We start from the raw sequence: 24,240 nt of genomic DNA, 5'->3' as shown, positions 1-24,240 counted from the left end.
ATCCAACGTCTCTGAGACCGCTTGCATTGATTACAGGGACGCGCGTCACGAAGCGGGGTGCCGCGCGACGACAGCGCAAGGAGAGTTAGGTCCGACCTTTTCGAAATGCAACGGGGCGGCGACACCCTGTACTGGCTGTCGGCCGCCCCGCCATCATCAGAAGCGGTATTCGGCGCGAACGCCGTATGTGCGCGGCCGGGCAGCGTTGAAGTTCACGCCATAGGGCGCGCCGGTCGTGCGGTTGGTGGTATATTGCTTGTCGAACGCGTTATCTAGGTAGAAGCCCAGCCGCAACTGTTCGCCCGGAGGGCTGACATAGCCTGAGAAGTTGGCCACGACATAGCCCTTTTGCTGGTCATAGCCCAGCGGCCCGCCGGCACCCGGCCAGAACAGGAAGCGCGAGCGATATTGCGCGACACCCGCAAGGTTCGCGCTCCAGCTGCCGATATCGAACGTATAGCTGCCGTTGAGCGACGCGGTGATGCGGGGCGCGTGCGCCACCCGCGAGCCGGACAGGTCAATCGCGCAGGGGTAAAGCGTGGCCCCCGGCGCGGTGGGGTTGGACGACCCGGTCGGGTCGAAACAGATCTGCGACGCGTTGGGATAGCTTTCATATTCCGCGTGCAGATAGGCCAGCGACGCACCCAGGACCAGGCCGGGCATCGGATCGCCGTTCAATTCCAGTTCGGCGCCATAGCCTTCGGCGGCACCGACATTTTCGGTACGTGTGCCCGCGCCGGTCGCGTCGATGATCTGCTGCTGAAGCCCCTTGTTCTTGTAATAGAACACCGCAAGGCTGCTGCGCAGCTTGCCGCCCAGTGCCGAGTTCTTGATCCCGACCTCGTGGTTGAACACCTTTTCAGGATCGATCGCATTGCCAGGGAACGGCGCGGGGGTCGAAAAACCGCCAGCCTTGAAGCCGCGGGTATAGCTGTAGAAGATGTTGACCGGGCCATTGTCCCACGCGATCACGAAGCGCGGCGTGAAGGCGCGGAAGGACGCAGCGTCGGTGAAGCTGGCGGGCGCGCCGAACAGCTGGAAGCCGGTGGAGTTGTTCACCGACAGGTTGCGCTTGTCATAGGTGTAGCGGCCGCCCGCAGTCACCTTGATCTGGTCGGTCAGTTCGTAGGTGCCCTCGACGAACGCCGATACCGACTCCGTCTTCACATTGGCGTTGTTGCGGGGATAAGAGCCCGCGCCCAGCAGCGCGAAGTCATACGCGGTCCCGGCCAGTTCGATGTTGAGGAAGCTCTTGTCGTAAAAATAGTTGACGCCGAACAGATAGTTGAAGGGGCCATCCAGATTCGATGTCAGCTGGATTTCCTGCGAGTAGGACTTGCCACCGTTGCGGGGGACGTTGAATCGGAAGACGTCAGCGGCCACGAAATCATTGTCCGCGAACTGCCGGGACAGATTGGTGAAATAGGTGGTCGTGCTGCTCAGGTCGAAATCGCCCAGCTCCATGCTGGCGCGCAGGTCGGCACGGAACGCCCGGTTATAATAGGGGCCTGTGTCGGTCTGAATCGCCCTGTAGAAGCCCGGAGGGGTCTCGCCGCTGGTCTGGCAGACATAGCAGGTCGGCACGCCCTCGCCGATCACGTCGTTATAGGTGCGCGCATTGCTGCGCTGCCATTCGACGCCGCCGGTCAGGCTGAAATTGTCGGTCGGGTCCCATTTGAAGCGACCGCGCGCGGTGTAATTATTCTGCGCGGCCAGCTTCTTGCCGTCGATATTGGTGACATAACCGTCGTCCTTGCGGAAACGGCCCGCGAAACGAACGCTCAGCGTGTCGGAAATCGGAACATTCAGCATGCCGTCGATCTGACGATGGTCGAAACGGCCATATTCGGCCAGGATCTTGCCTTCGAACTTGTCGGTGGGCGCGGCGCTGTTGATGCGGACCACACCGCCGGTGGCGTTGCGGCCATAGAGCGTACCTTGCGGGCCGCGCAGCACTTCTATCGTGCCGGGATCGACTAGGTCGAGCAGCGAGTTCAGGCCGCCCGCGCGCGGAATATAGGCGCCGTCCATGTAGATCGCGACCGGCGATTCAAGGCCAGGGGTCGAATATTGAATGCCCACGCCGCGAATGAACAGCGACAGAAAGCCGCTGGCCTGCGTGAAGTCGGTGCCCGGCATCGCCAGCTGGATATCGCGCATGTTGCGCAGGCCAAGCTGGGTCGCCGCTTCGGGCGATACGGCCGTGATCGCGAGCGGAACGTCCTGAAGACGCTCGGAACGGCGCTGCGCGGTGACGATGATGTCGCCCATGACCGGCGCGGCTTCGGCCGCCTGCTCATCCTGCGCGAAAGCAGGTGCGGCCATATACAGCAGGCCGGAAACGCCGCACGACAGTGCGACCTTGAATTTCGTGTTCATGACATCCCTTTACATTGTTCGATCACGGCGTCGTTCACGACGCCGACATGATCCTCTCCGCCGATCGCCGCGCCTCGTTCACAGGGCAACCTTCCCAATCGGCATCTGGACAGTCGCGAACAATTGCGATCTGTCCATAAAATATGCGGTGTCTAAATCCTACCCGTTGATGCCTGGCCCGAAGAATTCGTCTGCAACGCCTTCGATTGTCGCAGCGCGATCACAGAAACGCTCTTCATCCTCGGTGATGATCCGCTGAAATTCGGGATCCTGACCGATCTTGATCAGCTCCTCCAGCGCCTTCTCGTCCTTGATCGTGTAAATGGCTACGGCATCGTAGCGCATCCCACTGTCATGGCCGGCATCGGCATCTGGCCGGCCATGATAAAGATTGTTGAGATCCTGCGGATAATAGCGCCTGAAATCCTGGATCAGATGCCCGATCCTTTCGCCGCACAGCGGTACGTGGACATTTTCATAATGATTACGAAAATCCTCGAAGGACATGCCTTCCTTTTTCTTGATGAACAGGATCATTTTTTTCATGATAATTTCCTCATCTTCATGCGCGCAAAGGTCGACGGATCAGCCGGACAGCGAACCGATCGCCACGCCCTCCTGCCGGTCGGGCGACCAATCCTGCTTCGCGACCCATTCGCGCAAGGTGATCAGCGGAACGGGAATTTCCGCCAGCAGCGCCTTGGCGTCCACTTCGAACGGGCGCAGCGGCGACGTGTTGTTGAACGTATAGAAGCTGCCCATCGCGTCGGCATAGACGTCGCGCGGCATCAACGCTTCCAGCCCGACTTCCTCATGAACCCGCGCACCCCATTTATAGGGATCTTCATATTCATAGGTGATCGGACGGCCGATCGCTTCCGACATGATCTCGACGACTTCCTCGACCGCCAGCGTTTCAGGCCCGCCGACGGCGATGCGCCGACCGATCAGGTCGTCGCGGGTGAGGACGGCCATCACGAATTTCGCGACATCGTCCATGGCGATCCAGTTGGCCAGCATGCCCGGACGCTGGCAATATTTGTAAAGACCGTGATTGACCATATTGGGCTTGGCGAAGCGGGTCAGCATATTGTCCATGAACAGCACCGGACGGATGATGGTGACATCGAGGCCCGATCCCGCGACGATGTTTTCCAGTGCCAGAATGCCGTCATAATAATATTCGCCGCACGGCTCGTCGGGCGCCCACATCATCGAATTATGGACGATCCGGCGGACGCCCGCCTTCTTTGCGGCATCGACCAGATTCTGTGCATATTGCGCCGATTTGTCGCCCGCCAGCGACGGAATGGCGCTGAATATCGCGTCGACACCGGTGAAGGCTTCGGCGAGCGCGTCGACATCGGAAAAGTCCGCGCTCACGACGGTCGTGCCGCGAAACTCGTCACGTTCGAAGATGTCGCCGCTTCGCGAAATGGCACGCGGCGTATGACCCTTGGCGAGCACTTCGCGCACCTGAGCCTGGCCCATGCGGCTGCTGGCGCACAGAACGGCTATGGTTTTCTGACCTGACATTATGCATCTCTCCTTTGTAATCAGACGGCCGCGCCCGCGACATGCCCCTCGCGGATTGCGGTTTGGACGAACCGCGGCGAACTTGCGTCGCCTACGATGCGGATTTCCGGCATCCGATCGCGCAGCCCATCGAAGACGTCGCGGATCTGGCGATTGCCCGACACCAGCACCACACTATCGGCCGGCAAAATGGTAGAATCCTGCAACGTGCCCTGCAGATGGGCGGGACCCACGACGACCTGGCCATCCTCGATCGCTATGCCGCGCGTCCGGTCCATGTATCGGAACGGCTTGCCCTGCATCCGCTGCAAAAACGGATCGAGCATCAAGGTCGGCCAGATATGCGGCGCAATCTCCCGCTTGGGCGTGACGTAGGTGACGCTCAGCCCCTGGTTGATCAGGAACTCCGCCGAACCCAGCCCTTCATAATGACCGACATCGTCAATGATCACCGCGCTTTGGCCAAGATCGGCCGGGGTCATCAGGAAAAGTTCGGTCGACGAAATCACGCCCTTGCGGTCGACGCCGCTGATCGGCTCGCCCGGATGCGACACCTGCATACCGTCCATCCGTTCCATCGACCCGGTTGCGACGATGATGGCGTCCGCGCCCATGGCAAGCACATCGTCGGCATCGACATAGGTGCTCAGTTGCACGTCGACGCCCAGGCGATAGACTTCTTCCTCCAGCCAGGTGACGATGTCGATCAACTGGTGCCGGGTCGGCGCCTTGGCCGCCGCGACCATGGAGCCGCCGAGATGGGAATTGGCTTCGACCAGCGTGACCTTGTGACCGCGCAACGCCGCCACCCGGGCCGCTTCCAGGCCCGCGGGTCCACCGCCCACCACCAACAGCTTGCGCGCCTCGGGCGCGGCCACCAGCAGATGGTCGCCCCGCTCCAGCTCATGACCCGCCCCGGCATTGACCGCGCATTCGATCGGCAGCCCGAACATCTGCCGGGTCACGCAGGATTGGTTACAGGCGATGCAGGGGCGCACGCGGTCCGCCTGACCGGCGAGGCTCTTGGCCACCAGCTGCGGATCGGCGATCGTCGCGCGGACCAGGCCGACCATGTCCGCGTCACCCGCCCGGATGACCTGATCGCATTCCTCCAGGGTGCGGAACCGGCCCGTGACGAGAGTAGGCACGTTCACATTATGGGTGATCGGAATGCTCGTGGGCAATTCATAACCCACCGGCTCGTTCATGCCGCCGATCATCTTGTCGTTGCGGTTGTAGCTGCCCACCGACAGGTTGACATAGTCGATCAACCCTTCGGCTTCGAGCATATGCGTCAGCTTGAGATAATCGTCGATGCTGAGGCCGTTCTCTATCAGGTCCGTGCCTACCCGGATGCCGACCACGAAATCCTTCGATACGGCGCCGCGAACCGCGCGCATCAGTTCCATGATGAAGCGCGCGCGATTCTCGAAGCTGCCGCCATATTCATCTTCCCGCTTGTTGCTGTTGGGAGAGAAGAATTGAGCAGGGAGATAGCCATGCGCGCCATGTATATCGACGCCGTCCAGCCCATATTGCTCCATGCGCTGCGCGCATTGTGCATAAGCGCCGATGATTTCGTCGATCATGCCTTTGGTCATCGGCGTGGGCACGATGCCGTTCGCGACATTGGCGATGTCCGATGCGCTCCACGGCGGCGAACCGTCGCGCGGTCCGAAAGCCGCGCCTGCGTGCCAGAGCTGCTGGAAAACCTTGGTGCCGTGCCGCTGGAGACGCTCCGCAAAGGCGCGCATCCCATCCTCTATCTCGGGCTTGAAGATATCGAGGTTGAACGCGGTCGATTCATGCACGGAGCCGATTTCGTTGATGATGAGGCCAATGCCGCCGCGCGCGCGCTCCTCATGATAGGCGATCAGCGGTTCGGTCATCGCGCCCCAGCCGATGCCCGTGCCATGCGCCGGCCGGAACGTGCGGTTCTTGATTTCGACATTGCCAAGCCGGATAGGCTTGTCGACATGGGTATAGACCACCCGTCATTCTCCGTTATCGTTGCTCGCCCGGACGCCGCCCCAAGCGCGTCTAGGCCGAAAAGCCCCCATCGATCGTCAATGTCGCGCCGCTGATATAGGCCGCCTCCTCGCTGACGAGGAAAGTGACCAGGCCGCTGATCTCGCTTAGTTCGCCATAACGCGCGAGCGGGATGCCAGATTTGATCCGGGCCTGATCGGCCGGGTCCATGGACAGCGCCATTTCCGATTGCATCATGCCCGATTCGATGATGTTGACGGTAATCCCGCGCGGGGCGAGATCATGCGCCGCGCCGCGCGTATATCCCGCCACCGCCGCCTTGGAACCGCAATAGTCCGCTGCCCCTGGCGCGCTGGATTTGCTTCCGCTGACCGATCCTATGGTGATGATGCGGCCATTGTCCGCCATGACATGCGCCGCTGCCCTGATGGTGGCGACCACCCCCATCGTGTTGACCGCCCACACCTGGTCGAGCGGCGCATAATCATGGACCTCGCCCAGACGCCCCAGATTGGCGACGCCGGCATTGTTGACCAATATGTCGAGCCGACCGAACGCGTCCATGACGGCATCGACGAGCCTGGCCGCCGCGGCCGGATCGGCCTGATCCGAACGAAACGCCCTGGCGCGCACGCCGCGTTGTTCCAGCTCCGCGACGATCGCCTCGGCCTCGGCTACGGACGATCGATAGCTGAACGCCACATCGGCGCCCTTGGCCGCCAATGCGAACAGGATGGCCTTGCCGATGCCGCGGCTTCCGCCCGTTACCAGCGCGCTCTTGCCTTTCAACCCGTCCATAACCTCTCCCGACGACATATGCTTCCGGCCGCTGGCGACGGCTCTGTTCAACTCGATTAAGGCATATGCCCTAAATTTCGCCTAGGCCCGATTCGGGCCTGAGTCAATGAGCAATCCCATGGCGCTCGCGGCATGGCGCAAGCGTGCATCTATGGCTCTATGAATAGCAGATGCACGCAGGTTCTGAGCGCATCGTCGAACATTTTCCTCGCCAGAGCGATATCGGGTCCGGCGGCGGGCGGATTGTCATCCTGGTCGGTGATCGCCCCATAGCAGATTTCGTAGACCAGCCTCAGCCGGGCATCGAACAGTTGCTGCGGCAGGTCGCTGACCTGCTGTCGCAGCATGGCAAGGGCGCGATGGGCGACCGGGGCCAGCTTCTCGATTCCTGCCCCGCTATCCCATTGCGGATACCGGTTCACCGCGCGCAAGAAGGCCGCAAAGCTGTGACGGCCCTGACCGTCGATTTCATCGAAGACCGGCTGAAACGCGATCCGCAGCAGGGTCAGCGGATCGCCCAGCGCACCTTGCGCTTCGGCCGCCGCGAACATTGGCTGCCGGCGCGCTTCCAGCACGGGTATGCGCACCCTGAACACCGCCTCGATCAGGCCATGCTTGTCGCCGAAATGATAGCCGATGGACGATTTGTTGGCCGATCCCGCGGCTATGCTGATCTCTCGCAGCGACGCGCCCTCGACGCCGCGTGCGCCCCAGAGCCGCTCCGCCGCTTCGATGATCGCGCTGACCGTCGACACGCCCCGCGACGGCGGGGGCCGCGTGCTCGGATACCGCCGCACCCCGGTTATGCCAGGCTGGGTCGTTATATTTCGATTGGGAAGATCGCTGGTCATTTCGCGACCGTGCTGGAAGCTGGCCGAGGATACAACCCAATATATCCATATAGATGTCGGCACATATGAATAGTTGACCGGCGCCTTTTGATCGAACGGACCGGTCGATGGATTCAGCGCCCGCACGCCGATCGGGTCGCGACATCGTCCAACGAATCACCCCCGGCGACATTGTGCGCCCCGCATCGATCCTGTAGGTCATCGGTCGCGGCCATGCTTTGCCGCATCACTCTAGCCCTGGCAGCGTACATGAGTATCAGGATTGGCCTCGGCAATGGTCTGGGACCGCTGCTCTCTCCTCGCGAATATTGGGACTGGATCGCCTATTGCGAAGATGCCGGGGTCGACAGCATCTGGCATTCGGACCAGTTGCTTGGCGCTTCGCTGGAACCGGTGACCATGCTGGCCGCCCTGGCCGCGCGGACGACGCGGATGCGCTTTGGCACCAACGCCGTCGTGGTTCCCTTCCGCGACCCGATCGTCATGGCAAAACAGTTCGCGTCGATCGGCTATATGAGCGGCGGGCGACTGTTGCCGATATTCGGCGTCGGCGCGGCAGGAGACCCCTATTGGGCGGCGACTGGCGCTCCGCCGGCGGCGCGAGGGCAAAGAGCCGATGAAGCGATCATGCTGGTCCGCCAACTGCTGGAAGAGCAGGACGTGCATTTCGACGGCGTCCATTTCCGCTATCACGGGCCAGGGATGCATCCACGCCCGGCGCGGCCGATGCCGCTATGGACCGGCGGCCATTCGCCGGCCGCCATTCGGCGCACCGCCCGACTGGGGGACGGCTGGCTCGGCGGCCTGATGGGACCCGAAGCCGCCGGCGCCGCCAGGCGCGCCATCGAAGCGGCGCTGGTCGCCACCGGACGGACCATCGATTCCGATCACTACGGCGTCACCCTGCCGGTGCGGATCGGACGCCCGGACGATCCCGCGGTCATCGCCGCCCGCAGCCGCTTTGCCGCACAATCAACCGCACAGGAACGCGATTCCGCATTCGAAGGCCTGGTTACCGGATCGGAAGACGACATTGTCGATCGCATACGCCTCTATGTCGCGGCCGGGATGTCCAAATTCGTCCTCCTGCCTATCGCCGGCAGCGCCGACGAACTGATGGAGCAGACGCGCCTGATCGCCAGCCGCATTTCGTCTCTGGTTGAAACGGCATAGAGCCTCGGCCCGCGCGAACCGCGCTCAACCGCAGCGGGCAGAGGTCAGGCGCATCCCCTCGTCATAGCCCACGGTCAGCCGGTCGGCACGAAAGTCCATCGTCATCGCCATGCCCGGCCCGCCCCAGCGCAAGGTTTTCGCGCCGGAAATGTCGAGAAGCGTCGCGCCCAGTTGCGCCGTCACCTTTTGTCCGACGAAGCGATCGAGGCCATCGTCGCTGCAAGAGCCATCGACAACCCCGCGCCGCGCCGAAGCGCCGTCCACCGGCGCGCAGCCGATGATGAGGAGCGGGGACAATATCGCAAACCATGGGGTGTTTCGCATCGCCCTCGCCTCCCCTGCCGTCATTCCGTCGCCATCGTGCGCGTCATGCGCAGACGACCATTCTTGACGGCGAATGCCATGCGCCCTTCGACCAGGTCGACCGCGTCACGACCGAATTGCTCGTAGCGCCAGCCTTCCAGGATCGACAGACCGTCACGCACCCCGGCGGCCAGCGCCTCTATGTCGTCGGAACGGGCGAGCAGGCGCGAAGCGACGTTGATATCGCGCGAGCGGATCTTGAGCAGCAGCTTGAGCAGGTCCGCGACCAGCGCGCCATCCTTGCCCAGGCCCGGGCGCTTGGGATCGCGATCGGGCAGTTCCTCGCGCGCGAGCGGCTCATGATTGCCGAGCGCCGCCATCAGGCGCGCGCCGATATCGTTGCTTTTCCAGGTCGCCGACAAGCCGCGCACCTTGCCCAGATCATCCTGCGTGCGGGGCGGGTGGCTGGCAATGTCGGCCAGCGTCTCGTCCTTCACGATGCGGCCGCGCGGCAGGTTCTTGTCCTGGGCCTCCATCTCGCGCCAGGCGGCCAGCGCCTTCAGCCTGCCCAGCACGTCGGCCTTGCGGCTGGCGATACGAACGCGCTTCCATGCCTCGGCCGGCTCGTTGACGTAATTTCCCGCGTCGCTGATCCGCTCCATCTCCTGATCGAGCCAGCCACCGCGACCGGTCTTTTTCAGCTCGTCCAGCATCATCGGGAATATCTGGATCAGATAGGTGACGTCGCCGATCGCATAGTCGATCTGGCGCTTGTCGAGCGGACGCCGGCCCCAATCGGTAAAGCGCGCGCCCTTGTCCAGCTGGACGCCAAGCCACGCTTCGACCAGGTTGCCATAACCGATCTGCTCGCCAAGCCCCAACGCCATCGCCGCGATCTGGGTATCGAACATCGGGTGCGGGGTGCGGCCGGTCAGGTTGTAGATGATTTCCAGGTCTTGCCCGCCGGCATGGAAAACCTTCAGCACATCCTCATTGTCGGTCATCAGGTCCAGCAGCGGCTTCAAATCCAGGCCGGGCGCCTTGGGGTCGATCGCGGCGGCTTCATTGGCGTCGGCAACCTGCACCAGGCACAGGTCCGGCCAATAGCTGTTTTCGCGCATGAATTCGGTATCGACGGCGATGTAGGGGGATTGGGCGATGCGGGCGCAAAAATCTGCAAGCGTCTTGCTGTCGGTAATCAGCGGATGAATTTGCATATGGTCTTCGATCTTATTATGGGCTGGCCCGCTCCCTGGCGGGCTGGTCGTAATGACCTTTATGCCCATAGCCTGCCGTCAGGGCTTTGTCATTTCCGTAAAACGGCCCGAAAGAACAGAACGCCATGCATGCCTATCGCACTCACACTTGCGCCGCCCTTGGTGAGGCCGATGTCGGCGCGACCGTCCGCCTGTCGGGCTGGGTGCATCGCAAGCGCGACCATGGCGGCGTGCTGTTCGCCGATCTGCGCGACCATTATGGCCTTACCCAGATCGTCGCGAAGGCCGATAGCGACCCGCTGCGCGCGCTCGAAGGGCTGCGGCTGGAATCGGTGGTGACAATCGAGGGTACGGTCGTCGCTCGCGCGGCCGAGGCGATCAATTCCAAGATGGTGACCGGCGCGATCGAAGTGGTCGCCGACAGCGTGACGATCCTCTCCGCCGCCGCCGAATTGCCGCTGCCGGTGGCGGGCGAGCAGGACTATCCCGAAGACATTCGCCTGCGCTACCGCTTCCTCGACCTGCGGCGCGACACGCTGCATGCCAATATCGTTTCCCGCACGAAGATCATTTCGGACATGCGCCGCCGCATGGAAGGGGCGGGCTTCACCGAATATTCGACGCCGATCCTGACCGCCAGCAGCCCGGAAGGCGCGCGCGACTTTCTGGTGCCCAGTCGCATCCATCCCGGCAAATTCTACGCCCTGCCGCAGGCGCCGCAGCAATATAAGCAGTTGCTGATGGTCGCGGGCTTCGACCGCTATTTCCAGATCGCCCCCTGTTTCCGCGATGAGGATCCGCGCGCCGACCGGCTGCCGGGCGAATTCTACCAGCTCGACCTCGAAATGAGCTTCGTCACGCAGGAAGATGTCTGGAACACGATGGAGCCGGTGATCGCCCAGGTGTTCGAGGCCTTCGCCGACGGCAAGCCGGTGACGCCCGCGGGCAGCTTCCCGCGCATTCCGCATGCCGAAGCGCTGCTTAAATATGGCAGCGACAAGCCCGACCTGCGCAACCCCATCATCATCCAGGACGTGACCGAGCATTTTCATGGGTCAGGCTTTGGCATCTTCGCGTCGCTGGTCGAAAGCGGCAGCGTCATTCGCGCGATCCCGGCGCCGGGCGCGGGCGCGGGCAGCCGCAAATTCTTCGATGACATGAACAATTGGGCGCGGGGCGAGGGCTATTCGGGCCTTGGCTATATCAACATCAAGGATGGCGTGCCCGGCGGCCCCATCGCCAAGAACCATGGCGAGGAAGCGACCGCCAGGCTGATCGCCGAACTCGGCCTTGGCCCCAATGACGGCGTGTTCTTCGCGGCGGGCAAGGAATCGCAGGCGGCGAAGCTGGCGGGTCTCGCTCGCATCCGCGTCGGCGAAACGCTGGACCTGATCGACAAGGACCGATTCGACCTGTGCTGGATCGTGGACTTTCCCTTCTACGAATATGACGAAGACAGCAAGTCGATCGACTTCGCCCACAACCCCTTTTCGATGCCGCAGGGCGGGCTGGAGGCGTTGAATAGCCAGGATCCGTTGACGATCAAAGCCTATCAGTATGACATGGTCTGCAACGGCTATGAGATCGCATCGGGGTCGATCCGCAACCAGTCGCCCGACCTCATGGTCAAGGCGTTTGAGCTGGTCGGCCTTTCGCAGCAGGACGTGGAAGACCGATTCGGCGGCCTCTACCGCGCCTTCCAATATGGCGCGCCGCCCCATGGCGGCATGGCGGCGGGCGTCGATCGCATCGTCATGCTGCTCGTGGGTGCGCAGAATCTGCGCGAGGTGACGCTGTTCCCGATGAACCAACGCGCCGAAGACCTGCTGATGGGCGCACCGAGCGCCGCCGAATTCAAACAGTTGCGCGAATTGCACGTGCGGGTGGTGGAACCGCAGGCGAAGGCATGAGGTGATCCTCTCCCCAACCGTTCGGCTTGCTTAGCCTGCGAACGCAAGCGAAAGTGCGCATCGACAATGATCGTCGACACGCTCGAACCGAACGGATGCGATATGACCATCGACCTTGGCGACTATGAATCCGGCACGAAATTCGAAGGCGATTATGACGCCGCGATGGCGGACCTTCAGCTCCGGCTGGCGAAGATCCAGGTCGCTCACATCATCCATCACCGGCGGTCGGTGATCCTGCTGGAAGGATGGGATGCCGCCGGTAAGGGCGGGATCATCAAGCGGATGACGGCGCAGTGGGACCCGCGCTACTATCAGGTCCACCCGATCGCCGCACCGAGCGACGCCGAACGGGACCATCATTATATGTGGCGCTTCTGGACGCGCCTGCCTGCCGCACGCAACATCGCGATCTTCGACCGCAGCTGGTATGGCCGGGTGCTGGTGGAGCGGGTCGAGGGCTTTTGCAGCAAGGCCGACTGGAAGCGCGCCTATGGCGAAATCAACGCCTTTGAACGGCAGCAGGTCGACGCCGGGACCAACCTGATCAAGCTGTTCGTCCATATCACCCAGGATACCCAGGATGAGCAGCTGACCCAGCGGCTGGACACGCCCTGGAAGCGTTGGAAAACCGGGGCGGAGGATTATCGCAACCGCGCGCGCCGCGACGAATATCTCAAGGCGATGAAGGCGATGTTCAAACATACCGACACCGGCAAGGCGCCCTGGCACGTCATCGACAACAATAATCGCAAGGCGGGGCGGATCGCGGCGCTGACCCATGTCGCCGACCGGCTCGAACAGCTGGTGCCGATGGACATGCCCAAGGCGGACCCGGCAGTGGTCAGGCTGGCCCGGCAGGCGTTCGGCTACAAGCCCCGGTCCTAACCCTCCACCCGCGCTGACCAGGTTATGATCCAGTGCGACGAGCCCCGGCATTCGCCCATCGCCTGCGCCTCGACCAGGCGGAAGGTGACGCCGTCCCAGACATAATCCTCGGCGCCGCCACAATCGCCCAGTCCCCTGCCCTTGGCAAAGCTCGTCAGGCGCGACTGGTCGGGCTGCCAGCCGGCATTGACCAGCATCGGCTTTTTCGGGTCTTCGCTCCACCCCGGCTGGAAATCGAACGATGCGTGGCGAAAGACGCGGCGGCCCGGAACGCCGGTGGCGATCATCGGGACGGACGTGAAATTATAGGCGCCCGATCCGCAGTGGACGATCACCAGCGTTTCGGTCTTCGACAGGCGATGCTGCTCCGGCGCGGGGCCGTCCTTCATTTCCTCGGCGCAGCCGGTGACGATGCCCAGATTGGCCAGTTCCTCGCGCCACAGCGGCGCGGGCGCGGGCGCGGCGGCAATGGCCATGCGCCGCACGAGCGGAACGGCAGGCGCAGGACGGACGGCGGTGCGGCCAAGCGGCCCGGTGGCGATCAGTGCGGTGATCGTCCCCGCCCGCCCCTGCCGCGCGTCCATGTAGCGCAGCGCGGCAGCCGCGCCGCTGAGCGAGGGACGCGCGATCACCCGGTCGCCTGCGCGAATTTCCATGGTCCGGCCCCGCGCCATCGCTATCGCCAGTGCCGAAGCCTGGGGACCCAGCAGTTTCGTGCTGTCGCCGGTCGCCGACGCGCTGGCGATCTTGCGCCCGTCGACCCAGAATTCGAGCGTCGCACGGGGTCCGACCCGGCCATGATCCGCCCAGATCTGCGTATCGGCGTCCGCTCCGGCATCGCGTGCGACGCCCATCACCACCGGTTCGTCGGACCAGTCGCTCCCTTCGGGCATCAGCGCGACCGCCTCGCACCGGGCGCGATTGTCGCAGCCGATCGTCCAGTCGCGATAGGTTTCCAGCTGGCCGGGCTTGGGCACGGCTGCCGGTGGGGTCGATGCCACCCCGCTACAGCCCAGCATGGCCCCGATCGCAAAAGCGACTGTTCGAAATGCCCCCATGGATTAACCATAATGGATTTTTTTGCCCGGCGGTAGAGGGCTTGTTACGTCCGCGTCCCAAGTTGCGGTCAGCGCAGGCCGAGCATCAAACCGGCCAGCGCCGCGCTCATCAGGTTGGCGAGGCTGCCCGCGACCAGCGCCTTGATCCCCAACCGCGCGATCACCGGCCGCTGGTTGGGTGCCAGACTGCCAGTCACCGCCATCTGGATGGCGATCGAGCTGAAATTGGCGAACCCGCACAGCGCGAAGGTGACGATCGCCACGGTCGCGGGTGACAATGCCCCCTGGACCTCACCCAGATTGATATAGGCGACGAATTCGTTGAGCACGATCTTGGTCCCGAACAGGCCGCCGGCGAGCCGCGCTTCGTCCCATGGAATGTTGAGCAGATACATGACGGGAGCAAAGACATGGCCGAGCAGCTGCTGGAAACTGAGCGCGGGATAGCCGAACCAACCGCCGATCCAGCCCAGCAGTCCGTTGGCGAGCGCCACCAGCGCAACGAAGGCGAGAACCATCGCTCCCACCGCAACCGCCAGCCGCAAGCCGGTCTGCGCGCCCTGCGCCGCCGCCATGATGATGTTGGCGGGCCGTTCCTCATCCCGGTAAGGGATTCGATCCCGGCCGCTGTCGGCATCCTCGCTCAGCGGCGGTTCCGCCTGCACGGCGTGGGGATCGTCCGGCATCATGATCTTGGCCATCATGATGCCGCCCGGCGCCGCCATGAAACTTGCCGCCAGCAGATAATCGATCTGGATGCCCATCGCGGCATAGGCGGCAAGGATGGTGCCCGCCACGCCCGCCATGCCGCTGGTCATCACGGTGAACAATTGCGGCGGGGCAAGGCCGGCGAGATAGGGGCGGATGACCAGCGGGCTTTCGCTCTGGCCAACGAAGATGTTGGCCGCGACGCACAGCGATTCCACCCGCGACACGCCGGTCACCTTGCCGATCGCGCCGCCGATCCAGCGCACCGCCAGTTGCATGACGCCCAGATGATAGAGGATGGAAACAAGGCTGGCGAAAAAGATGATGACCGGCAGTGCGGCGATGGCGAAGCTGGCGCCGCCGATTTCGGGCCTTGCCAGCGGGCCGAACAGGAAATCGGTTCCCGCCTGCGCATAGCCCAGCAGATTGGTGACGCCGCGGGACATCGCCCGGATCGCCGCGCGGCCGGCGGGGACATACAGCACCAGCAGCGCGATTCCCGCCTGCATCAGGAAAGCCGCTCCGACCACGCGCGGGCGGATCGCCCGGCGGTTGGACGACAGGGCAAAGGCAAAACCAAGGATCAGCAGAATGCCGGCCAGGCCGATGAGCAGATGCATGCGGCGCCTTCGCGACTATGGGCAGGATCGCCGACTATAGCGACGCGGTATCCGCAGGCCAGCGCGTTCGCACCGGCCCCGGACGGGCTAAAACCCGTTCGGCTGTCCGCCCTTCTGTGGCTCTGCCTCGAAAGCCAGATGCAGCCATGCGGTCATGGCGTCCATCGCGAGCGGGGACAGGCGCACGCGGCGGCGACCGCCGCCACCTTGGGACCCGGACGCGCCGAGCAGCAGGCCCCGCCGCTCCATCACCCCGACATGACGCAATATGATGGTCATCGAGATATGCGAAACCTCCGTCAGCTGGTCGAGCGACATCGGCTGCTCGTCCCGCTCGGCGCGATAGAGCAGCAGCAATATATCCCAGGCGGGATCGGAAAACAGGCCCTGCCCGAACAGCGTGTAGCGGGTCCGCCGCGCCTTGATATAGCGGTTGAGCATGACCAGGCGATCATCGTCGCCCGCATCCAGGATCGCCGTCTCCGCGCGCTGCCCGTGAAAGCTGCTCAAGCATCGCTGGAGGGCGATCACCAGGTCGACCGCGTCCTGACTGGGTAATTCGCGATCAGGCGGGATATGGGCGGTCATGGGAATGTTTCCGGTCCTGTTCGATGCCTATGAGGGTGAAAAGCAGCAGTGGAATGACCCAGACCGTGCTGAGACCTTCGTAGATGCGGTCGGAAAAGGTCTCGATGATCAAGGTCACCACATGGGTTAGCACCGTCATCATCTGGCTGGCTGCTGCCCAGATCGGCCAATAGCTGGGGCTGCGCAGCATCAGCCATACGAGGCTGACGAAGAACAGCCCGTCCACCATCAGCAACCAGATCTGGGTCCCCTGCCAGGAGCCAGCGAGCCAGGCCGGGATGGTGAGGAGGACGCTGACGATCAGGAAGATCGCGAACATGCGGCCGTCCCGTCCCCCGCACAGTGTGGCAAAGCCGCACGTGAACAGGGTCAGCAGCCAGAAGGTAACCGTAATCATCTGTTCCCTCGAACAAATCCGGGTTCAAGCGTCAAGACGATGCCGACAGCCTTCTGGACGTGCCGACGGCTGTTTCAGGCGACCAGCGTCAGATGGCGCGGCGCTTCCTGTTCGTCCTTCAGCGTCATGCCGATCGGACAGCCGACCGCCGTGACATCGATATTGCTATGCTCGATGCAGCGGGTCAGCAACGCCGTGGCGCGAACCATGTCGCTGCGCCCTTCGATCAGCTTGGCGGCGCTTTCGTGAATGCGCTGGATGATACGCTGGCTCTCGCTGGCGGTCAGGCCCGAATCCTGCGCAGCGTTCAGAAAGGCGGTGGTGAGGCGTGCAGCGTCGCCCAGCGCGGAATCGAAGCTGGCAAAAGCCTGCGTGGTATGCGCGGCAACGGCCTGGGTCTTTACAGGGTCAAGGTTAAGCACAAGTCATCTCCTTCGCGCCGCTGCAAGCGGCACGCTATCTGCTGAACGATGGTGAGAGGATCAGGCCAGCGTCTTGAATACGCCGGCAATAAGCAGCAGCAGAGTAACGACGCCAACCGCGGTCAGAACCGCTGCACGGATCATCGCCAATATGCGGCCGTCAACACTCAGTTCATTGGTCGATCCCCCTAGCGGCGGGCCGAAAGCGAGGATCGAGCGCAGCAGCTTTAGCCACCTTGATTGCGATCCCGGCTTTTCCGGCTGAATGCTGGATGGCGCGGGATCGTGGGTCGGGGCAAGCCTGTCTGGCTGATATATCAATGGCTGATATGTACCAGGATGAGGCGATTCCCTTTCGGCCATAATGAACAGCCGAGCGGCTTCCTGGCGGGAAGGAACGTGAAGCTTACGCAGCACAGTGCGCACGCGCTGGTCGACGGTATGCTCCGAAATCAGGAGCTTCCGCGCGATTTCCTTGGAATTGAAGCCCTGCGCGACCAGCCGCAGGCATTGCTTCTCACCTTCGCTAAGAGCCGGCAAGCTCTCCTGCACCCAAAATCCTCCTCGTTCGGACGACGCTGCAAAATACAGAGCCGGCCGATGAACCGTCCGCCTCGTCAGCGCCGATTCGGTTAATGCGACGTCCTGAATTGACACGATGGAGCGGGACTGCGCAATCGCCGATCAACCCCCGCGCCGATCAGGCCACCGTCCTGGGGCCTCAAAACGACTCGCGACAAAGCCACCCGGTCGATGGCGGGAGCGATGAAGGCGCGGCGATTCGCATAGAATATCCCCCCTCATCTGGCTGGAACCATCACCGGCGCGGTCCGTTCTGCCACCACCAGCTAATTAGGAGAGCACAATGGCCGATGTTCATAGAGATCCTTATGACCCCGATCGGATCGTGGTCCGCAAGAGCAGCGGCGGACGAACATTGGCCATAGTGGCCATTGTCATTCTGGCAATTGTCGGCCTGCTGTTCGCGACCGGATTCTGGAAAGCCGACGTGGCCGGTGGCGACATGCCCGAAGTCAGCGTCGAGGGCGGCGCACTGCCCAAGGTCGATGTCGATTCCAAGGAAGTCGTCGTCGGCACCAAGCAGGAAACCGTCGAGGTGCCCACGGTGGGCGTGAAGGACAATGGCGAGGATTGATCCCCGCCCCTGCCTGACCCGTTGCTGACTGCATTGCGACGGCTATGAAAAAGGGCCGGTGTCTCGTGACACCCGCCCTTTTTCATGTCAGGTTTTCATGTCAGGCCGCCTTGGACCGGCTCATGCGCTTGCGCTCGTTGGGATCGAGCCAGCGCTTGCGCAGCCGGATCGTCTTGGGGGTTACCTCGACCAGTTCATCGTCGTCGATATAGGCGATGGCCTGCTCCAGCGTCAGCTTCCACGGCGGGGTCAGGCGAACGGCATCGTCCTTGCCCGACGCGCGGAAGTTGGTCAGCGCCTTGCTCTTCATCGGATTGACTTCGAGGTCATCGGGCTTGGCGTTCTGGCCGATGATCATGCCTTCATACAGCGCTTCGCCCACGCCGACCATCAGGATGCCGCGTTCTTCCAGCGGGCCAAGCGCATAGGCATTGGCTTCTCCCGAACCGTTGGAGATGAGGACGCCGTTCTTGCGCCCTTCGATGGTGCCCTTGTGCGGGCCATATTTCTCGAACAGGCGGTTCATGATGCCGGTGCCGCGCGTGTCGGACAGGAATTCGCCATGATAGCCGATCAGACCGCGCGAGGGTGCGGAAAAGGTGATGCGGGTCTTGCCGCCGCCCGACGGACGCATGTCGGTCATTTCCGCCTTGCGCATGTTCATCTTCTCGACAACCGTGCCCGAAAATTCGTCATCGACGTCGATCATGACCGTTTCATACGGCTCGGTCTTGTTGCCGTTCTCATCGGTGCCGAACAGCACGCGCGGCCGGCTGATCGACAGTTCGAAGCCTTCGCGACGCATGGTTTCAATGAGCACGCCCAGCTGCAATTCACCGCGGCCCGCGACTTCGAAACTGTCCTTGTCGGCGCTTTCGGTCACCTTGACCGCGACGTTCGATTCGGCTTCGCGGGCCAGGCGGTCGCGGATCATGCGGCTGGTGACCTTGGTGCCTTCGCGGCCGGCCATCGGCGAATCATTCACCGCAAAGCGCATCGACAGCGTCGGCGGGTCGATCGGCTGCGCCTGGATCGGCACGGTGACCGACGTGTCGCAAATGGTGTTGGCGACGGTCGCGACCGCCAGACCAGCCAGCGAGATGATGTCGCCGGCCTTGGCTTCGTCTACGGGCACGCGATCGAGGCCGTGGAAGGCCATGATCTTGGACGCGCGCCCGGTTTCGATGACCTTGCCATCCATGTCGAGCGCGTGGATCGCCTGGTTGACCTTCACCGAACCGCTGGTCACGCGGCCGGTGAGGATGCGGCCCAGGAAATTGTCGCGGTCGAGCAGCGTCACCAGGAAGGTGAAGGGCACGCCTTCGACTTCCACCGCGGGCGCGGGCACATGATCGACGATCTTCTGGAACAGCGGCTTCAACGTGCCCGACCGCAGCGTGGGATCTTCATTGGCATAGCCGTTGCGGCCCGACGCATAGAGGACGGGAAAGTCGAGCTGCTCGTCGGTCGCGTCGAGCGACACGAACAGGTCGAACACTTCGTCCAGCACTTCCTGGATACGCTCGTCGGGACGATCGACCTTGTTGACCACGACGATCGGACGCAGGCCCAGCGCCAGCGCCTTGCCGGTCACGAACTTGGTCTGCGGCATCGCGCCTTCGGACGAATCGACCAGCAGGACGACGCCGTCGACCATCGACAGGATGCGTTCGACTTCACCGCCGAAATCGGCGTGGCCAGGCGTGTCGACGATGTTGATGCGGGTGCCTTCCCACTCGACCGAGGTCGGCTTGGCCAAAATGGTGATGCCGCGCTCTTTTTCGAGGTCGTTGCTGTCCATCGCGCGTTCCTCGACGCGCTGGTTGTCGCGGAACGTGCCGGACTGGCGGAAAAGCTGGTCGACGAGGGTGGTTTTGCCGTGATCGACGTGCGCGATGATGGCGATATTACGCAGGGACATGTCTTGCCTTCGGGATATGGGTTCACCCAAGCCGACACAAGGCCGCGCAGAGGCTTCGGGCGCGCCCCTACAGGAAATGCCGCGGTGCGGCAAGGGCGGCGCGATTGCATTGCACCGGGGGGCAGCCTTATATGCGATATCTTGCAGCCTAGGTGTTTTATAGTCATATGACACCGACACGCCAACGGCGACACGGGAGACGACATGGCCACGAGCGCGCCCACCATCACAGCCGATCCCCTGACCCTGACCGCGCCCGATCCGGTGCCGGCGGTCGCGCCGGAAAAGGCGGCCGGTCTGGTGCCGATCGACGAGGAAAAGCGGTCGAAGCTGGACGAAAAGGTCGACACCTTCATTGCCGACCTGGTGGCGCAGGACGCCAACAGCCCTGAATTCGGCGCGCGGGTCGACCAGCTGACCAATATGGGGCGCAAGGAAATCGCCGAGGCCGCCGGCCACAGCAACCGTTTCCTCGACCGCCCTGTCCGCGCGATGGACAGCGATACCAAGGTCGGAGCCGATCTTGCCGAACTGCGCCGCACGGTCGAGGATCTCGACCCCGGCAAGCGCGGCAACCTGATGGCGCCCAGGAAGCTGTTCGGCCTCATCCCGTTCGGCAACAGGATGCGCGATTATTTCGACAGCTATAAAAGCGCGCAGAGCCACATCAATGCGATCCTGGGCTCGCTGGCCAGCGGCAAGGATACGCTGATCAAGGATAATGCCGCGATCGATGTCGAGCGGCAGAATATGTGGGCCACCATGGGTCGTCTCGAACAGATGATCCACATCAGCAAGACCATGGACGCGCGGCTGGAAGCCAAGGCGCTGGAACTGGACGCGACCGACCCGGCCAAGGCCAAGGCGATCCGCGAAAGCGCGCTGTTCTACATTCGCCAGCGCACGCAGGACCTGCTGACCCAGATGGCGGTGACGGTGCAGGGCTATCTGGCGCTCGATCTGGTGAAGAAGAATAATGTCGAACTGGTCAAGGGCGTCGATCGCGCCAGCACTACCACCGTCGCGGCGCTGCGCACCGCGGTGACGGTGGCGCAGGCGCTGGCCGGGCAGCGGCTCGTGCTGCAACAGATCAGCGCGCTCAACACCACCACCGCCAACATGATCGACACGACCGGCGAGTTGCTCAAGAGCCAGACCGCACTGATCCACGAACAGGCCGCGTCGAGCACCATTCCCATCGAAACGCTCCAGCGAGCGTTCCAGAATATCTACGACACGATGGACAATATCGACGCCTTCAAACTGAAGGCGCTGGAAAATATGAAGACGACGGTGGGCACGCTGTCGAGCGAGGTCGAAAAGTCCAAGGGCTATATCGCTCGCGCGCAGGGACAGGCGCAGGCGGCCAAGGAGGGGCGCGCCGACAATCCCCTGTTGAGCGCGATCGAGGAGTGATCTCATCGTGACCGATGTCGATCGCCAGATCGCACGCTCCGCACAGGTGCTTGATCGATCGCGGGACAGGCGCAGTTCGCTGTCGTCGCGCGCGCGCCAGCGGCGCAACGCAGCGGTCATCCGCAAGGTGAAGCTGGCGTTCGGCGCGATCCTCGCCATCCTGATCGCCAGCGCGGTCGCCGGCTTCGTCATGCCGCTTGGCACCACCGGCGTCATGGTCGCGCTCGGGCTGATGATCGCCGCGCTGCTCTTGATCGCGATGGTGCCGGGCGAGCGCCAGGTGGCGACGCACAGCCTGGCGCAGGCCGACCTCGCCGCCCTCCCCCTCCAGGCCGAAATCTGGCTCGACAATCAGCGCAAGGCTCTGCCCGCGCCTGCGCTTACGCTGGCCGACAGCATCGGCATGAAGCTGGAGGGGCTGGCGCCTCAGCTGGCCCAGCTTGATCCCAACGCGCCCGCCGCGCTGGAGATACGACGGCTGCTGTCGGATCACCTGCCGGAACTTGTGACCGGCTATCAGTCGATCCCCGAACCGCTGCGACGCGAGGAGCGCAATGGGCGCGTGCCCGAAAAACAGCTGATCGAGGGGCTGGCGGTGATCGAGGGCGAGATCGACCGGGTGAGCGGCGAACTGGCGGCGGGACATATAGATCAGCTCGCGGTTCAGAACCGGTTCCTGGAACTTAAATATCAGGAAGCCAAGGATCTGGGCCAATAGCGCGCGCTGGTGCCTTCGCGGCATGATCCATCTGACGCTGATCATCGTCGATTTCCTGACCGGGCTGCTGGCAGCGGGCGCGTGGGCGCTGCTCGGCGCCGGGGGCGCCATCGCCGGCATGCTGGGCGGCGGATTTGCGGGCCTGTGGCTGTTCAGGCGGTGGCGGCGCAACCGCTGAACGCGGCCTTGGCAGCTATGGCATCAGCGGATTTCGCACGGCACGATCGACGCGGGATCGGGTCGGGCGGCGGCGCGGCGGAAGCGCGCGAAATAGCCGCCGGCGGTCGGCTTGGCCACCAGCTCCTCCAGCCGGAACCCCATAGCCGCAAATTCGCAGGCGAGCAGGCGCGGCGGCGTGCCATGCTGGTCGGTCGGCCGGTCCGCATCGACGACGATCACCTCGCCATCGCGCTTCAATGCAGGGCTTAGATGCCACAGGAACGCATAGGGTTCGGCAATCTCATGGTACATGTGGACCATCAGGATGCGGTCGAAGCTGTTGGCCGGCAATCGCGGATCATAGGCCGTGCCGAGCTTCACCGACACGTTGGTCCAGTCCTCGCGCGTGATGCGGCGGCCGAGCGCGTCGATCACCTCGGGCAGAATATCTTCGGCCAGCACACGGCCCTCGGGGCCGACCCGCTTCGCCAGTCGCACCGTGTAATAGCCTTCGCCCGCGCCGATGTCGGCGACGGTCATGCCGGGGCCTATGCCCGCGCGGGTCATGATGTCTTCCGCCTCGTTGACGCGATCGCGCGCTTCCTCGGTCGACCAGCGGGTCGAAACGATGGGCGCAACCGGCCGGTCGGCGCGGGGAAAGGCTGTCGCGGCGGCCGAACGCTTCGGCTCATTGCTGTCTGTCACCAGGTCGCAGGCCGCGAGCAGGACCAGCGTGACGCCAATCCCCGCCCGGATCATCAATCGACATCCTCCACGTCGACCTTCTCGCCCGTCACCTTCTGCGACAGGGCAGCGGCCATGAACGGATCGAGCGCACCGTCGAGCACGTCGTCGGGCGCGGTCGAGGTGACGCCGGTGCGCAGGTCCTTCACCAACTGATAGGGCTGAAGCACATAGGAGCGGATCTGGTGGCCCCAGCCGATCTCGGTCTTCGCCTGATAATCGCTGTTCGCCACTTCCTCCCGCTTGCGCAGTTCCGCTTCGTACAGCCGGGCCTTGAGCATGTTCATCGCCGTCGCGCGATTCTTGTGCTGCGACCGGTCGTTCTGCGACGCGACGATGATCCCGGACGGAACGTGCGTGATGCGTACGGCGGAATCGGTGGTGTTGACGTGCTGCCCGCCCGCGCCCGACGCGCGATAGGTGTCGATCTTGAGGTCGCTTTCCTTGACCTCGATGTCGATATCGTCATCGATCACCGGATAGACCCACACCGACGAAAAGCTGGTATGCCGTCGCGCGCTGCTGTCATAGGGACTGATGCGCACCAGCCGGTGCACGCCGCTTTCGGTCTTGGCATAGCCATAGGCATTCTCGCCCTTGACCAGGAAAGTCGCCGACTTGATGCCCGCCTGGTCGCCGGCCTGATAATCGACCAGTTCCACCTTATAGCCGCGTCGCTCCGCCCAACGGCGGTACATGCGGCTCAGCATTTCGGCCCAATCCTGGCTCTCGGTGCCGCCCGCGCCAGCGTGGATTTCCAGATAGGTGTCGCTCGCATCGGCCTCGCCCGCCAGCAGGGCCTTGATCTTGTCCTCGTCGGCGCGGTCGGCGAGCGCCTTCAATGATACGATGGCTTCGGTCACCATCGCTTCGTCATTTTCGGCCTCGGCCATTTCGATGAGTTCGGCGGTGTCGGACTTTTCGGTCTCAATCGCGCGGGTCGCGCCGATGGCGCTGTCCAGCCGGGTCCGCTCGCGCATCACCTCCTGCGCCAGCTTCGCATTGTCCCACAAAGTCGGGTCCTCGACGCGGGCGTTCAACTCGTCGAGGCGACGCAGCGCGCGGTCCCAGTCGAGCGACTGGCGCAGCAGAGCGAGCGCGGCGTCGATGCGATCAATATATTGCAGCGCTTCGGCGCGCATGGGAGGTCTCCAGATGCAGATGCGTCGACTGAGGAACGCCTTAAACGCCTGCCCCTATCCGAGGCCTGTCAATTTGGGAAGATCAATCCTCCCCTGACGGGGGAGGTGGCGGATCGAAGGGCCGTCGGAGGGGTAGCTCGCCGCGCC

The 24,240-nt window shown here is 63.4% G+C and carries 24 protein-coding genes; 7 read left to right on the top strand and 17 right to left on the bottom strand.

The window, feature by feature from the left end; all coding sequences use genetic code 11:
- Positions 1-156: 156 nt before the first annotated feature.
- The 6 genes from WG908_RS05000 to WG908_RS04975 all read right to left on the bottom strand — a co-directional run bounded on the left by WG908_RS05000 (position 157) and on the right by WG908_RS04975 (position 7,553).
- Complete coding sequence (locus tag WG908_RS05000; protein WP_340185476.1) at positions 157-2,379, bottom strand: TonB-dependent receptor; 2,223 nt, start codon at positions 2,377-2,379, stop codon at positions 157-159.
- Between the two features lie 159 nt (positions 2,380-2,538).
- Complete coding sequence (locus WG908_RS04995) at positions 2,539-2,925, bottom strand: EthD domain-containing protein (RefSeq protein WP_340185475.1); 387 nt, start codon at positions 2,923-2,925, stop codon at positions 2,539-2,541.
- A 39-nt stretch (positions 2,926-2,964) separates the two neighbouring features.
- Positions 2,965-3,915 carry an SDR family oxidoreductase gene (locus tag WG908_RS04990; RefSeq protein ID WP_340185474.1) on the bottom strand — a complete coding sequence of 317 codons (951 nt, stop codon included), beginning with the start codon at positions 3,913-3,915 and terminating at the stop codon, positions 2,965-2,967.
- A 20-nt stretch (positions 3,916-3,935) separates the two neighbouring features.
- Entirely contained in the window at positions 3,936-5,906 is a 1,971-nt protein-coding gene (locus tag WG908_RS04985) for an oxidoreductase (protein WP_340185473.1), read from the bottom strand.
- A gap of 49 nt (positions 5,907-5,955) precedes the next feature.
- Complete coding sequence (locus tag WG908_RS04980) at positions 5,956-6,702, bottom strand: SDR family oxidoreductase (protein WP_340185472.1); 747 nt, start codon at positions 6,700-6,702, stop codon at positions 5,956-5,958.
- A 149-nt stretch (positions 6,703-6,851) separates the two neighbouring features.
- Positions 6,852-7,553, bottom strand: coding sequence for a TetR/AcrR family transcriptional regulator (locus WG908_RS04975; protein ID WP_340185471.1), 702 nt, complete (start codon positions 7,551-7,553; stop codon positions 6,852-6,854).
- Between the two features lie 249 nt (positions 7,554-7,802).
- Here WG908_RS04975 and WG908_RS04970 point away from each other — a divergent pair, with 249 nt between their 5' ends.
- Entirely contained in the window at positions 7,803-8,726 is a 924-nt protein-coding gene (locus tag WG908_RS04970; protein ID WP_340185470.1) for an LLM class flavin-dependent oxidoreductase, read from the top strand.
- 24 nt (positions 8,727-8,750) lie between these two features.
- Here the strand turns inward: WG908_RS04970 and WG908_RS04965 are convergent, their stop codons facing one another.
- Together WG908_RS04965 and rnd are read right to left on the bottom strand one after the other, a co-directional pair.
- Positions 8,751-9,050: an I78 family peptidase inhibitor gene (locus tag WG908_RS04965; RefSeq protein ID WP_340185469.1), complete on the bottom strand. Its 300-nt coding sequence runs from the start codon at positions 9,048-9,050 to the stop codon at positions 8,751-8,753.
- Positions 9,051-9,070: 20 nt separating this feature from the next.
- A complete protein-coding gene (gene rnd, locus WG908_RS04960) occupies positions 9,071-10,246 on the bottom strand; it encodes a ribonuclease D (RefSeq protein WP_340185468.1) in 1,176 nt (391 codons plus the stop codon).
- A 125-nt stretch (positions 10,247-10,371) separates the two neighbouring features.
- On the opposite strand from rnd, the gene aspS reads away from it, so the two are divergent.
- Complete coding sequence (gene aspS / locus WG908_RS04955) at positions 10,372-12,156, top strand: aspartate--tRNA ligase (protein ID WP_340185467.1); 1,785 nt, start codon at positions 10,372-10,374, stop codon at positions 12,154-12,156.
- A gap of 102 nt (positions 12,157-12,258) precedes the next feature.
- Entirely contained in the window at positions 12,259-13,044 is a 786-nt protein-coding gene (locus tag WG908_RS04950; protein WP_340185466.1) for a polyphosphate kinase 2 family protein, read from the top strand.
- Here WG908_RS04950 and WG908_RS04945 read toward each other — a convergent pair.
- The 6 genes from WG908_RS04945 to WG908_RS04920 all read right to left on the bottom strand — a co-directional run bounded on the left by WG908_RS04945 (position 13,041) and on the right by WG908_RS04920 (position 17,389).
- Positions 13,041-14,102 (bottom strand): DUF1176 domain-containing protein, encoded by a 1,062-nt coding sequence (locus WG908_RS04945; RefSeq protein WP_445326663.1) that lies wholly within the window; start codon positions 14,100-14,102, stop codon positions 13,041-13,043. The genes WG908_RS04950 and WG908_RS04945 overlap by 4 nt on opposite strands.
- Before the next feature lie 68 nt (positions 14,103-14,170).
- On the bottom strand, positions 14,171-15,430 hold the full coding sequence (locus WG908_RS04940) for a NupC/NupG family nucleoside CNT transporter (RefSeq protein ID WP_340185464.1): 1,260 nt from the start codon (positions 15,428-15,430) through the stop codon (positions 14,171-14,173).
- Positions 15,431-15,517: 87 nt separating this feature from the next.
- Positions 15,518-16,018 (bottom strand): ArsR family transcriptional regulator, encoded by a 501-nt coding sequence (locus tag WG908_RS04935; protein WP_340185463.1) that lies wholly within the window; start codon positions 16,016-16,018, stop codon positions 15,518-15,520.
- On the bottom strand, positions 15,996-16,415 hold the full coding sequence (locus WG908_RS04930; protein WP_340185462.1) for a hypothetical protein: 420 nt from the start codon (positions 16,413-16,415) through the stop codon (positions 15,996-15,998). Before WG908_RS04930 ends, WG908_RS04935 begins: the two co-directional genes overlap by 23 nt.
- A 74-nt stretch (positions 16,416-16,489) precedes the next feature.
- The gene (locus WG908_RS04925) at positions 16,490-16,837 is read right to left on the bottom strand and encodes a hypothetical protein (protein ID WP_340185461.1); all 348 of its coding nucleotides are present in this window, start codon (positions 16,835-16,837) and stop codon (positions 16,490-16,492) included.
- A 60-nt stretch (positions 16,838-16,897) separates the two neighbouring features.
- Positions 16,898-17,389, bottom strand: coding sequence for a helix-turn-helix domain-containing protein (locus WG908_RS04920; RefSeq protein ID WP_340185460.1), 492 nt, complete (start codon positions 17,387-17,389; stop codon positions 16,898-16,900).
- Between the two features lie 313 nt (positions 17,390-17,702).
- Here WG908_RS04920 and WG908_RS04915 point away from each other — a divergent pair, with 313 nt between their 5' ends.
- A complete protein-coding gene (locus WG908_RS04915) occupies positions 17,703-17,993 on the top strand; it encodes a hypothetical protein (protein WP_340185459.1) in 291 nt (96 codons plus the stop codon).
- Between the two features lie 100 nt (positions 17,994-18,093).
- Here WG908_RS04915 and typA read toward each other — a convergent pair whose 3' ends face one another.
- Positions 18,094-19,914 carry a translational GTPase TypA gene (typA, locus tag WG908_RS04910; RefSeq protein WP_340185458.1) on the bottom strand — a complete coding sequence of 607 codons (1,821 nt, stop codon included), beginning with the start codon at positions 19,912-19,914 and terminating at the stop codon, positions 18,094-18,096.
- A gap of 204 nt (positions 19,915-20,118) precedes the next feature.
- Between typA and WG908_RS04905 the strand changes: the two genes are divergently transcribed.
- Genes WG908_RS04905 through WG908_RS04895 form a run of 3 tightly spaced genes read left to right on the top strand, consistent with a single transcriptional unit; the run spans position 20,119 to position 22,226 of the window.
- A complete protein-coding gene (locus WG908_RS04905; protein WP_340185457.1) occupies positions 20,119-21,330 on the top strand; it encodes a toxic anion resistance protein in 1,212 nt (403 codons plus the stop codon).
- Between the two features lie 7 nt (positions 21,331-21,337).
- Positions 21,338-22,048, top strand: coding sequence for a hypothetical protein (locus WG908_RS04900; protein WP_340185456.1), 711 nt, complete (start codon positions 21,338-21,340; stop codon positions 22,046-22,048).
- A 22-nt stretch (positions 22,049-22,070) separates the two neighbouring features.
- Entirely contained in the window at positions 22,071-22,226 is a 156-nt protein-coding gene (locus WG908_RS04895; RefSeq protein ID WP_340185455.1) for a hypothetical protein, read from the top strand.
- Positions 22,227-22,249: 23 nt separating this feature from the next.
- On the opposite strand, the gene WG908_RS04890 is transcribed toward WG908_RS04895, so the two are convergent.
- Together WG908_RS04890 and prfB are read right to left on the bottom strand one after the other, a co-directional pair.
- The gene (locus WG908_RS04890) at positions 22,250-22,966 is read right to left on the bottom strand and encodes a class I SAM-dependent methyltransferase (RefSeq protein WP_340185454.1); all 717 of its coding nucleotides are present in this window, start codon (positions 22,964-22,966) and stop codon (positions 22,250-22,252) included.
- Positions 22,966-24,093, bottom strand: coding sequence for a peptide chain release factor 2 (gene prfB / locus WG908_RS04885; RefSeq protein ID WP_340185453.1), 1,128 nt, complete (start codon positions 24,091-24,093; stop codon positions 22,966-22,968). Before prfB ends, WG908_RS04890 begins: the two co-directional genes overlap by 1 nt.
- Positions 24,094-24,240: the final 147 nt, after the last annotated feature.

This window comes from Sphingobium anseongense, assembly GCF_037725245.1.
Classification (GTDB): domain Bacteria; phylum Pseudomonadota; class Alphaproteobacteria; order Sphingomonadales; family Sphingomonadaceae; genus Sphingobium.
The sequence above is the reverse complement of the archived record's forward strand: the minus strand, read 5'-3'. Positions and strand labels throughout refer to the sequence as shown.

Bases quoted from the DNA above. Each gene is read 5' to 3' on its own strand.
- WG908_RS04895 (WP_340185455.1), top strand. From the start codon at position 22,071: ATGATCCATCTGACGCTGATCATCGTCGATTTCCTGACCGGGCTGCTG.
- WG908_RS04975 (WP_340185471.1), bottom strand. From the start codon at position 7,553: ATGACCAGCGATCTTCCCAATCGAAATATAACGACCCAGCCTGGCATA.
- WG908_RS05000 (WP_340185476.1), bottom strand. From the start codon at position 2,379: ATGAACACGAAATTCAAGGTCGCACTGTCGTGCGGCGTTTCCGGCCTG.
- WG908_RS04950 (WP_340185466.1), top strand. From the start codon at position 12,259: ATGACCATCGACCTTGGCGACTATGAATCCGGCACGAAATTCGAAGGC.
- rnd (WP_340185468.1), bottom strand. From the start codon at position 10,246: ATGCAAATTCATCCGCTGATTACCGACAGCAAGACGCTTGCAGATTTT.
- WG908_RS04970 (WP_340185470.1), top strand. From the start codon at position 7,803: ATGAGTATCAGGATTGGCCTCGGCAATGGTCTGGGACCGCTGCTCTCT.
- WG908_RS04990 (WP_340185474.1), bottom strand. From the start codon at position 3,915: ATGTCAGGTCAGAAAACCATAGCCGTTCTGTGCGCCAGCAGCCGCATG.
- WG908_RS04905 (WP_340185457.1), top strand. From the start codon at position 20,119: ATGGCCACGAGCGCGCCCACCATCACAGCCGATCCCCTGACCCTGACC.
- WG908_RS04915 (WP_340185459.1), top strand. From the start codon at position 17,703: ATGGCCGATGTTCATAGAGATCCTTATGACCCCGATCGGATCGTGGTC.
- aspS (WP_340185467.1), top strand. From the start codon at position 10,372: ATGCATGCCTATCGCACTCACACTTGCGCCGCCCTTGGTGAGGCCGAT.
- WG908_RS04995 (WP_340185475.1), bottom strand. From the start codon at position 2,925: ATGAAAAAAATGATCCTGTTCATCAAGAAAAAGGAAGGCATGTCCTTC.
- prfB (WP_340185453.1), bottom strand. From the start codon at position 24,093: ATGCGCGCCGAAGCGCTGCAATATATTGATCGCATCGACGCCGCGCTC.
- typA (WP_340185458.1), bottom strand. From the start codon at position 19,914: ATGTCCCTGCGTAATATCGCCATCATCGCGCACGTCGATCACGGCAAA.
- WG908_RS04935 (WP_340185463.1), bottom strand. From the start codon at position 16,018: ATGACCGCCCATATCCCGCCTGATCGCGAATTACCCAGTCAGGACGCG.
- WG908_RS04965 (WP_340185469.1), bottom strand. From the start codon at position 9,050: ATGCGAAACACCCCATGGTTTGCGATATTGTCCCCGCTCCTCATCATC.
- WG908_RS04930 (WP_340185462.1), bottom strand. From the start codon at position 16,415: ATGATTACGGTTACCTTCTGGCTGCTGACCCTGTTCACGTGCGGCTTT.
- WG908_RS04945 (WP_445326663.1), bottom strand. From the start codon at position 14,102: ATGGGGGCATTTCGAACAGTCGCTTTTGCGATCGGGGCCATGCTGGGC.
- WG908_RS04940 (WP_340185464.1), bottom strand. From the start codon at position 15,430: ATGCATCTGCTCATCGGCCTGGCCGGCATTCTGCTGATCCTTGGTTTT.
- WG908_RS04980 (WP_340185472.1), bottom strand. From the start codon at position 6,702: ATGGACGGGTTGAAAGGCAAGAGCGCGCTGGTAACGGGCGGAAGCCGC.
- WG908_RS04890 (WP_340185454.1), bottom strand. From the start codon at position 22,966: ATGATCCGGGCGGGGATTGGCGTCACGCTGGTCCTGCTCGCGGCCTGC.